This is a genomic window from Syntrophorhabdaceae bacterium (assembly GCA_036504895.1).
Taxonomy (GTDB): Bacteria; Desulfobacterota; Syntrophorhabdia; order Syntrophorhabdales; family Syntrophorhabdaceae; genus PNOM01.
In genome coordinates, this window is record DASXUJ010000036.1 from 1 (window position 1) to 11,013 (window position 11,013).

Here is an 11,013-nt window from a genome sequence, read left to right on the forward strand (position 1 = left end):
GTATTTCAATGTGCCGCGCCTTCAACGACCAGTATGGAACCAACTTTATCTGCGCCATGCCGACAAATCTCTATGGGCCGAATGATAACTACGATCCCGAGCAATCTCATGTCATGGCAGCCTTAATCGACAAATTCTACCGCGCCAAATGCGAGAACAAGTCTGCCGTAACGCTTTGGGGTACGGGCAAGCCCCGCCGGGAGCTGATGTACGTGGACGATGCCGCCGAAGCGGCCCTCTTCCTCATGGAGCGTTATAACGGGAATGATCCGGTCAATGTGGGGGTAGGCGAAGACCATTCCATACGAGAGCTTGCCGAAATGGTCCGCGACATAGTCGGCTATCGCGGTGAGATTCAATTCGATACCAGCAAGCCGGACGGTGTTGCACAGAAGCTGCTCGATATGGAGACACTTCATTCCCTGGGGTGGAGAAGCCGTACGCCACTTCGGGAAGGATTGAGAAAGGCGCACGACTGGTACGTTGCGTCACCTTATGCGCCGGGAGGGAGGATCTAATGTTCTGGAAGCTTCAGGAAAATGTCATTACCGAACGTGAGCTCGATTTACTGATTTCCTTTATCAAAGAAACCAAGAGGTTTACCCAGTTCACAAAGGTTGCCGAATTCGAGAAAGCCTTTGCCCGGTGGCAGGGGTCCGGGTATTCCGTGTTCGTCAATTCCGGCAGCTCCGCAAACCTCGTGATGGTAAGTTCTGCCAAAGAATATTATGAATGGCGGGACGGGGACGAAATAATCGTGCCCACGGTGACATGGCCTACGACAATTACACCGGTTATGCAATGCGGATTGACACCTGTCTTCGTTGATGCGAATCTGACCGATCTCTCACTCGATTACGATCAGGTGCATTCTGCCATCACACCGAGGACCCGCGGGATCTTCGTGGCTCACCTGCTCGGATTTCCCTCGGACGTTGCCAGATTGAAGGAGATCGTTTCCGGCAGGGATATCACCATATTGGAGGATTGCTGCGAATCTCAGGGGGCGACTTTAAAGGGGACCAAGGTAGGCAGGCTCGGCGCCGCCGGGACGTTCAGTTTCTACTGGGGGCACCACATGACCACCGTCGAAGGGGGTATGCTTTGCACGGACGATGAGGAGCTTTACAAGCTGTTCCTGCTGAAAAGGTCCCATGGTCTGGCAAGGGAATTGCCGGAGCACTACTACGCCGGATTGAAGGAAAGATACCGTGACATCGATTTCAATTTCCTGTTCCTCACGGACGGATTCAATGTACGCAACACGGAGTTCAATGCCGTGCTCGGCCTGGAGCAGTTGAAGCGGATGAATTCCTACATAATGACGCGTAATGCAAACTATAGAAGATTTGTCGATATCTGTAGAAGGTTTTCGGACCATTTAATAGTATTGGACGTAAAAGGGATGTCTTCCTTCGTATTGCCCTTTTTGTTCAGGGAGGGAGGGGAGAAGAGCGCCTTTCAGAAGCTCATTGCGGAAGAAGGGATCGAATCCCGGCCCCTCATAAGCGGAAACCTGCTGCGCCAACCTTTTCTGCGGGCTTTTCGGGATCAAAAAACATATCCCAATGCCGATTTTCTCCATGAAAATGCCTTTTACATCGGCAACAATCAATTTGTAGGCGAAGAAAGGCTCGCAGTGCTGGAATCGATAATGGAGAATTTTTTCGGACAAAATGTACGACACGAGGAGCGACCGATAAGGCAGAGGGCACGGGCATGAATGAAATCGAAATGGTGACATTTTCAACGGATGAGGAGAAGAAAAGGCGGTCCGATTTCGTCGGACTTCTCAAGGGCTGCCCGATTCCCGAGGGGGAATTACTCGACAACCTGGGTCTTTTCCTTAATTCGAAAACTTTTTCACGGATAAAATTCATGGACTTCCTCTACCAGAAGATCGTGGAGATCCCCGGCGTCATTATGGAATTCGGGACCAGGTGGGGGCAGAATGCGGCGCTTTTTTCATCGCTGCGGGGCATTTACGAGCCTTACAACCGGACGAGAAAAATAGTGGCTTTTGATACTTTCGAAGGTTTTCCGGAAGTGTCGCCCCAGGACGGCACATGTAAATCTATCACGCCGGGCGGATACAAGGTGACAGCGGGCTATGATGCCTATCTGGACCAGGTCCTCGCCTTTCACGAAAAAGAGAACCCTTTGGGCCATATCAAGAAATATGCCCTCGTAAAAGGGGACGCTACGAGCACCCTGCCCCGGTACCTCGAAGAATACCCGGAGACCATAATCTCTCTTGCCTATTTCGATTTTGATTTGTATGAACCCACGAAGAAATGCCTCCAGCTGATCCGGGAGCGTCTCGTCAAAGGAAGCATCGTCGGCTTTGACGAACTTAACGAGCATGAAACCCCCGGGGAAACCCTCGCGGTAATGGAAGTGCTCGGCCTTCGCAACCTGGAGCTGAGACGCCTTAGCTACGTCTCCCGCGTCTCCTATTTCGAGGTGAAGTAGGATGATTCCGCGGTGCGGCGAGTACAGAATAAAATGCCTGAAAAGGGGAATATAATGAGAATACATTGCATAGGGGACAGTCATGTTTCGGTCTTTTCGGGTCTCGACGGAGTGGGGCAGAACTATGATGCCCTGCCTTTCTTCAAGACCTACTGGATTGGACCCCATACTGCGTACAATGCGCCGGAACGGTGGGAAACCATAGGAGCCATTGTTGCGGAACATGTGGAAGCCGGCGATAAAATCCTTCTATGCTTCGGCGAGATCGACTGCAGGGTTCACCTCATCAAGCAAGCCCGTCTCAGGAAAGAGCCTCTTGAAAAAGTAGTCCGTGAATGCGTGGATCGATATTTCGGGGTTTTCACAATGTTGAAAGATCGTGGGCGCGATGTCATGGCGTGGAATGCGCCCCCTCCGAGTGTCGAGGATATAGAATTCGGCGAGTATTCGACCTATGGGACTTATCCGGAAAGACTCGAGGTGACACGCACCTTCAACCGTATCCTTGAAGAGCTTTGCACAGCCCACGGGATACCATTCATCTCCATCTTCGAGAGGCTCCTGGGACCGGAGGGGCTCACAAACCCTCTCTATTTCATGGACGAAATACACCTCTCCCAGCGGGCAATGCCCTTCATCATCGATGAATTCAAAAAAATAGGGATAAATTTGTTACCTGAAGGAGGAGAGATTCCTCACGGAGGCACGGCCGCAGACGGAAAGACATTCCCGGCGGAAGCGCCTGTGAAGGCGGTGGAAACCGGTCTTGCGGGCCACCGGATTATCAATATGGTCTACGGTCATCTTCTCGAATCCCAGATGCACGCGTTCTGCAAGAAAAATGTCTCGGTCGTCTGGTCTTCCACCCCCCTCAAGGACTGTGATCTCTACGCCTATCTCAATGCCTTCAGCTTCGCGGGGAAGCAGGCGGGCAAGGACGTACTTCTCCTGTGGGAGCCTTACGTGGTGCTGCCGGGTCAGTGGGATGACCGGATATGGAACTGCTTCGATCACGTCTTCACTATCTACAGCGCCCTGACCGTCAACCGGCCTCGATTCGGGAGGGTGGACGGCCCTCGCTCAGGTTGGATCGTTCCGGCGGATATCACGGAAGACCGTGAGGAGCGGGAGAGGAAATACCCCCTTAAGGACCGTAAGAACGCCATATGCATGATCAACGGCCATAAGAAATCCGAGATTCCGGGCGAGCTTTATTCAAAGCGGTTTGAGGCGGCGCAGTGGTTCCACGAGAATTCGGACATGCCCTTCGACGTATATGGAAACCCCCCGTTCCCTCTGCCGAACTACAGGGGAATACTGGACCCGGACAAGAAGCTCCCCACTCTGGCAGAATACATGTTTTCCCTCTGCTTCGAGAACCTCTATCACCCCGAGTATGGGACCGGTTATATTACGGAAAAGGTACTCGACTGCCTGGAAGCCCGGACCGTTCCCGTCTATCTTGGATGCGCCGACATCGAAAAATACATACCGGAGGAATGTTACATAGACTTCCGCAGCTTCAGGGATTTCGGGGAGCTGGAACGGTTCCTCGGGGCCATGAGCAGGAAAAGATATAAAAAGTATGTCCACAGCATCGACGAGTGGGTGACGGCGGGGAACCTCCGAAAATACTCGTGGCAGGCCCTCTATGATGCACTCGCGGAGCTCGTCGGGGAGGGCCGTGAGGACGCTGCCGGGGCCGGCTGGACGGACGGCATTTCACCGGTCATCAAGGACCGTCTATGGGAAGCCGCCAAGGCCGCGCCGGTCTGGACATACGAGCACCTCGCTTCGACCATTCCCCCATTGGTAAACGCCATCATCCGCGAACAGGGAAAAGGTGCCGATCTTCTCGGAAGGGTGGGACAGGCCGGCCCGTCCGCGGATGAATCGTGCCTCAAACTTCAAAAAGTGAAATCCCCCGACTGGTCGCTGAAAGGCTCCTTTCTGCGGCAGATGGGCGATGCCTTCAGTCCCGATGTCTTCGTCGAGACGGGAACCTACATCGGAAATACCACATACGAAGCGTCGACGGTTTTTCCCGAAGTCCACTCCATAGAGTTCGGGAGGCCGCTCTACGAGCGTGCCGTCGACCGTTTCAGGGACATGAAGAAGATCTTCCTCTACCACGGCGATTCGGTTTCGCGGCTTCCGGAGATAATGGAGAGGACGGACGGAAAGCGCACGCTCCTGTGGCTCGATGCCCATTACAGCGAAGGTATCACGGAAAAGGCGGGCAAGAACACGCCGGTCCTCGAAGAGATCGAGGTCCTCGGCCGATCCCCCGGAAAGGAGGGGCTGATCGTTCTCCTCGATGATCTGAGGTTCTTCCACGATTACGCGGAGGAGGTCCCCGAAGAGTCGAGCCTTCGCGATTATCCCACGGTGCCCGAAGTCTGCGAGGCCTTTCTCCACATCAACGATTCATTCCGGTTTGCCGTCATCGGGGATATCCTCCTCGTCTATCCTGACGATTCAGGAGTCACCCTCTCGCCCGTACTCCGCGGATGCACGGTGAGCAGGATCTTCGACGGCGCGAATATGGAGACCGGGGCGGTCCTTTTGGCAGAGGAGGCCATAGGGGAAGCGGCGGGGGAAGAGCTCCGGGCGATCCAGGGGCTGGTAAAAGATAATCTTACCTCCGAGAACCTGGGCATCGGAGGCCATTACCGCCTGTGGCACGGCCTTACCCTCAGGCAGAGGGGGCTTTATGACGATGCATGTCACGAGTTCCTCGCTGCCCAGAAGACGGGCGTGAGGCACTGGCGCGTGAACTGGTATCTCGCCCAAAGCGCGTACAGGGCAGGCAATCTCACCCTCGCCCTGAAGGCACTCGACGAGGTACGGCAGGCTGCCCCGGGGTTCACAGCGCCGAAAGACCTCGCAGAAGAGCTGGCCGCGGCCGCAGGATCGGATAATTCTCCGTCCAGGCCTACCGTCAGCGGGCGCCTCGCCCTCGCAAAGTTTTTCGAAAATAACGGCCGGTATGAGGAAGCTCTTGCGGAGACGGACCTTGTCATAGCATCGGGGACCATGGACCCTACCATCCATTACCAGTTCGCCCAGCTTCTCATCGTCACGGGAAGGATAGACAAGAGCATTCCGGCGCTGAACACGGTTGTCTCCCTGAACCCGCGCCACACCTATGCCCATAATGACCTCGGGGTGATCTACCTTCAGCAGGGCAGACAGGATGAGGCGATCAGTGCCTTCGAGTGCGCCGTCTCGGCCGACAACCATAACCTGAACGCCCTCAGGAACCTCCTGGGCGTGGTGATCGCGGGCGGGAACAGGGAAGGCGCCATGGCCGTGATCAGACAGCTCCTCGCGGCCTATCCGGGGGATAAGGGTCTCGAGGGGGTGACGAAGGAATTCGGACTGCCCCTCGATATGGCAGCCGGGGCCCTCAAGAACCCCCCTTCGTCGGGCGGAGCGCCCGAAGGGGAGGCGGAGGCCTTCCGGAAGAAGGCGGCAGATTATTACGAGGAGATGACGGCCCTCTACGAGGCCGACTCTCCCGAAAACCCCGCACGCCAGCTGGTCCACCCCGTATGGAAAGCGCAGCTCGATACCCTCGGCGCCCTCATTCTCGAAGGGATCCCCGAAAATTTCCTTTTCCATCCGATCTGCCTGGAGATGTTCGTGAGGGGCGGATGGCAGAAACAGCAGGAATATGAGCTTCAATATCTCGAGGGCCTGGACGGACCCCTGAGGGACAGGATATTCTCGGTCCCGGAAACGGCGGTGGGACACCTCCCGCGCAACTGTCCGGGCCACGACATTTCGATCAATACCCTGGGCATGCTCTGGTACTGCGCCCGGATTCAGGAGCGCCTGACGGGAGAGATCTCGTCGGTCGTCGAATTCGGCGGGGGCTTCGGCTCTTTCGCGCGGGCCTTCAATCTCCTCATGGAGAAGCCCCTTACCTACAGCATCATCGATCTTCCGGAGATGCTCGCCCTTCAGCTTTACTACCTCGGCCTGAGCCTGGGAGAGGAGCGGGTGGTAGCCCACAAAGATACGGCGGAACCTCCCGCAGCGGGAAAGGTCAACCTCTATCCCGTCTACGGCATCGCGCAATCGAGCCTCTCTGCGGATCTCTTCGTCTCCACCTTCGCCCTTTCGGAAACGCCGGCCTTTACCCAGGACTTTGTGTGCAGGACGAGAGACTTTTTCGGCGCTCCCCGGGTCTATATCACGGGCCAGCTCGAATCGGAGCGGACCGAGCTCGGCTGGCAAAAACCGCAGGGAATCGTCATCTCGGCCCTGCACCGGTACAGGCATCTGGAGCTGAACCATTTTCACATAGGCGCCAATTATGAACTGATCGGGTCCGACGAGGAATCGAGGCCTTTAGGGGCCGCCGAGAGAGGCCGATCCCTGTCCGCGACCCCCGGCGACAGCCGGCAGAGAGACCCTGAAAAACCTGTTGGGATAATCTTCAGTAAAGATCGTGCCATGCAGCTCGACTGCACCTTGAGCTCCCTCAGTCTCCATTGCAGGGACATGGCGGGGCTCGATATGCATGTCCTCTACGCTACGTCCGATCTTCTCCACGAAAGGCAGTACGAGGAGCTGAAGAAGGTCTATCCTGCGATCACTTTCGTGAAGGAACGGATGTTCAAAGAAGACCTGTCCTCGCTCCTTCGCGGCCGAAAGTACGTCCTGTTCCTTGTGGACGATAACATTTTTGTAAATGATTTCAACGCGGCGGACGCAGTGAAGGGACTGGACGAAGACCCGGAAGCCCTCGGCTTTTCGCTCCGCCTCGGAAGAAATACGACCTATTGCTACATGCTCAACAAGGCGCAGGCCCTTCCGCCTTTCCGGACCGCGGGCAAAAAGGTCCTGGGCTTCGATTGGACCGCGGCCGAGCTCGACTTCGGCTACCCGCTTGAAGTGTCGAGCTCCTTTTATCGCGTTGAGGACCTCCTTCCCCTCATGGCCCTCGACTACAAGAATCCCAATACCCTGGAGCTTATGTTCGACAGCAACAAGCACATTTTCAGGGATCGCAAGAAGTCTCTCCTCTGCTTCGAGAGCAGCGTCACCTTCTGTAACCCCGTGAATATGGTTCAGACCATGTGGGTGAACCGGGCGGGAGGCAAAGGCGATTATTCTCCTCTCAAGCTTGCGGAAATGTTCGACAGGGGTCTCAGGGTGGACGCAGGCGCCTACTCGGGTTTAGTGCCGAAAGGCTGCCACCAGGAAGTCGACTTTATCTTTTCGGGGAATCGCGAGGCGCCTCCGGGCCCCAATCCCGAGAGACCGCTCGTCTCCGTCATGATCATAAGCTATAACGGCATCGATCACATCAAGCCATGCATCGAGTCCATTCAAAGGAACACGGATGAGGATTACGAGATCGTGGTGGTAGATAACGCGCGAAACGACGGATCCATCGATTATCTCAGGACGGTCCCGGGTCTCACTCTTGTCGAGAACCCGACCAATATAGGGTACTCTCCTGCCCGGGCCCAGGCTATGGCCCTGGTGAGGGGCGATTATATCGTTTCCATCGACGATGATACGGTGGTGACGAAGGGGTGGGTGAGGAGATTCATCGACCACGCAAAAGCCCACCCGGAGCTGGGGATCATAGGCCCTATGTCAAATTATGTATCGAACGCTCAGCTCGTTCAAAATGCCGTCTACCACAATGTACATGAAATGGACACTTTTGCGGAGACCTTGTCCCGGGAAAACGAGGGCAGGCTCACCTATACGAACAAGCTTATCGGTTTCTGCATGTTTATCCCCCGCAAGGTCCTCGAAACCATAGGCTGCATAGATTACAACTTCGGCGCCTTTTTCGGATTCGATGACGACGATTACTCCTTGCGAGCACAGGCGGCAGGCTTCAAGCTCGCCATTGCCCACGACATCTTTATCCACCACACCGGCGGGCCCCAGGGCAAAGGGGACGCGGCGTATAACCAGTCACTTCTCGGGGCATGGGAAATTTTCAAGAAAAAATGGGACCTCCCGTCCGACCTCCCCTACGGACAGCCATACAGTGTCGGCCATATCCTCGAGGGACCCTTTGACAAAAAGAGGCACTTCATCCCCGCACCGGACCCGAAAGAGCTTGAGCCCCTCATCTATCGAGGAGCGGCAACCCGAAGCGTGATTCCGACCTCGGCTACGGATGATGGGGAATTATTGGGACGAAAGGTCGACGACGCCTTTGCCTCGGCAAAAGCAGCAGCCGACCGCGGCAACTGGGAAGAAGCGGCTTCGATATTCGGGAGGCTCATCGAAGAGTATCCCGATCTCGGCGTTGCCCATGCCGGCCTCGGCTCGGTTCTCGTTGCCATGAAAGAATACGACCGGGCCATCATCGTGCTGTCTAAAACCCTGGAGATGCTTCCCACGGAGATGGAGGTATGGAACCAGCTCGCCACCGCCTTCCTCCTGTCCGGCAGAGGAGCGAATGCAATCGAAGTCCTTGAAAACGCCCTGTCGATCGAGCCCGATAACGTGGAGCTGCTGACGGCGACCGCAGGCCTCTGCCTTAGCGAGAAAGAATATGGCAAGGCCATAACCTGGGTGAGCAACGCAATCGAGCGCGATCCGGGGTGCGTGGAGGCCATCTCCCTTCTCGGCCGCATAAGCATCGAAATCGGCGATGGCGAGGCGGCGAAGGTGGTTCTCGAAAAACTGAATAAGGTGACCCCGGGACATCCCGTGATCTTCGAGATGGAAGAGGCCATGGGCCTTAAGCCCTCCGGACAGGCTGAGGAAGAGGCTTCGGAGGAGGGGAAGGAATCCGGCGAATCCATCGTCGATCTCTACAACCAGGCGATACTCTCCTATGAGAAGGGGGAGACGGATGGGGCCCTCAGGCAGTTCGAAAAGATTCTGGAAATGGATAAAGAGAAACCGGAGGTGTTGAACGATGCGGGCGTCCTTTATTTTCAGAAGGGCGACAAGGATAAGGCGGTCTCATATCTGCGGGAAGCAGTGAGGCTCGATCCTGAGAACTTCGATTATCTAAGGAACCTGGCCGATATCTGCCTCGATTCCGGAAAGGTGGACGAAGCTGCCGGCCATTATGGGGATATCCTGAGGAAAGAGCCCGAAAATGTGGAAGTCATGGTTATCGCCGCTCAATTATGTTTTGGGGCAGGGCTCGAGGAGGACGCGCGGGTCTACATGGACAGGGTGCGCGAGATCGATCCCGATAACGAATTTATCAGGCAGAATATAGTGGCCCAAGCTTAAAGTTTATCCGGAAATTGTCACCGCCGGCGGCGCACCGCGTCGCCGGTTCAGTTTGGACCGGTCTCAGGCCTTGCACCACTCCGACCAGATTATCCGCAACTCCTTCATCAAATACCGCGCAAAAGTATTTCCATCACACAGTGGGGAAGAGGCGAACCTTTGCCTGAGGGAGGAGCGCATCGCCGCAAGACGGGGAAGGTCCCCTGCCAGGTCGAGGGCGATCTGCACGTAGCCGGCTTTATCCGCGGCCGCCATCTCCGGCAGGCCCGCTGTCGAGAGGAAACTGAGTGAATGGCGGCCGGCGAAGGTCTCGTGTGGCAAGGTGACCACGGGTACGCCCATCCAAAGGGATTCGAGGGTGGTGGTGGAACCCGAGAAGGGAAAGGTGTCGAGGGCAATATCGACCCTCCCGTAGCTCTCCATGTGCTCCCTGTGGGGCGTCCTTCCCAAAAGCTCTATTCGGCCGGAGTCGATCCCTCTTTGCGAGAAAAGGGAGAGATACCGCTCGCCGGTGCTTTTGCAGCTCAGTTCCTTGGTCTTGAGGAGAAGCCTCGAGCCGGGGAGACGGGTGAGGATTTCGGCCCACACGTCGATAACCTGTTCCGATATTTTGCAGAGGAGGTTGAAACATCCGAAGGTCACATAATGCCGTGTCAGGGCCGGGAGCCCCGAGACGGGCGGCGCATACGGGGGAGGTTCGTAGCAGACAAAAGAATCATTCATCCTGATGACCCTTTCTGTGTAAAACCGCTCCGATCCTTCAGGAATCTCGTGTCTATCGGCAATGATATAATCCATGGCGGTAAGACCCGTGGTAGCCATATACCCGGCCCACGTCACCTGGAGGGGCGCCGGCTTCCGGGCGAACAGAAGGAGGCGGTTATTCTCCATGAACCCCGTAAGATCGAAAAGTATATCGATACGATCATTCATTATGAGCCCATGGACGTCGTCATCGGAAAGAGCGGCCACATCTCTCCATCGCGAGGAGAGGGCCTTGAATCGTTCCGTCATGGGGTCGCTCTTTTTCTGATTGGCATAGCAGATGATCCGGCAGTTTTCCCGGGCGAGAGCCTCTAATACGGATATGATAAAGAAGGCCACAGGATGGCTCCTGAAATCAGGAGAGACAAATCCCAGTGTAAGGGTCCTGCCGGGTTCCCTGGAATTTTCGAAAGGCCGTTCAAATCCCCGAAGGGACAGGGCGTGCACCAGATTCCATTTGCCATGGTCATCGAGAATTTCTTCGAGGCTTATATCCGGAAGGAACTGGTGCACATAGATCAGGTTGTTGTGCGCCTCCACAAGACCGGG

5 protein-coding genes are annotated in these 11,013 nt (G+C 55.8%); 4 read left to right on the forward strand and 1 reads right to left on the reverse strand.

Features of this window, described 5'->3' with window-relative positions; translation table 11 throughout:
- From VGJ94_04550 to VGJ94_04565, 4 genes are all read left to right on the forward strand, one after another.
- The coding region (locus VGJ94_04550; GenBank protein HEY3275868.1) for an NAD-dependent epimerase/dehydratase family protein at positions 1-518 on the forward strand (518 nt) is incomplete at its 5' end.
- Positions 518-1,723, forward strand: coding sequence for a DegT/DnrJ/EryC1/StrS aminotransferase family protein (locus VGJ94_04555; protein HEY3275869.1), 1,206 nt, complete (start codon positions 518-520; stop codon positions 1,721-1,723). The genes VGJ94_04550 and VGJ94_04555, both read left to right, overlap by 1 nt.
- Positions 1,720-2,472 (forward strand): TylF/MycF/NovP-related O-methyltransferase, encoded by a 753-nt coding sequence (locus VGJ94_04560; protein HEY3275870.1) that lies wholly within the window; start codon positions 1,720-1,722, stop codon positions 2,470-2,472. Before VGJ94_04555 ends, VGJ94_04560 begins: the two co-directional genes overlap by 4 nt.
- A gap of 54 nt (positions 2,473-2,526) precedes the next feature.
- Positions 2,527-9,699: a putative sugar O-methyltransferase gene (locus VGJ94_04565; GenBank protein ID HEY3275871.1), complete on the forward strand. Its 7,173-nt coding sequence runs from the start codon at positions 2,527-2,529 to the stop codon at positions 9,697-9,699.
- A gap of 63 nt (positions 9,700-9,762) precedes the next feature.
- Here the strand turns inward: VGJ94_04565 and VGJ94_04570 are convergent.
- The coding region (locus VGJ94_04570; protein HEY3275872.1) for a hypothetical protein at positions 9,763-11,013 on the reverse strand (1,251 nt) is incomplete at its 5' end.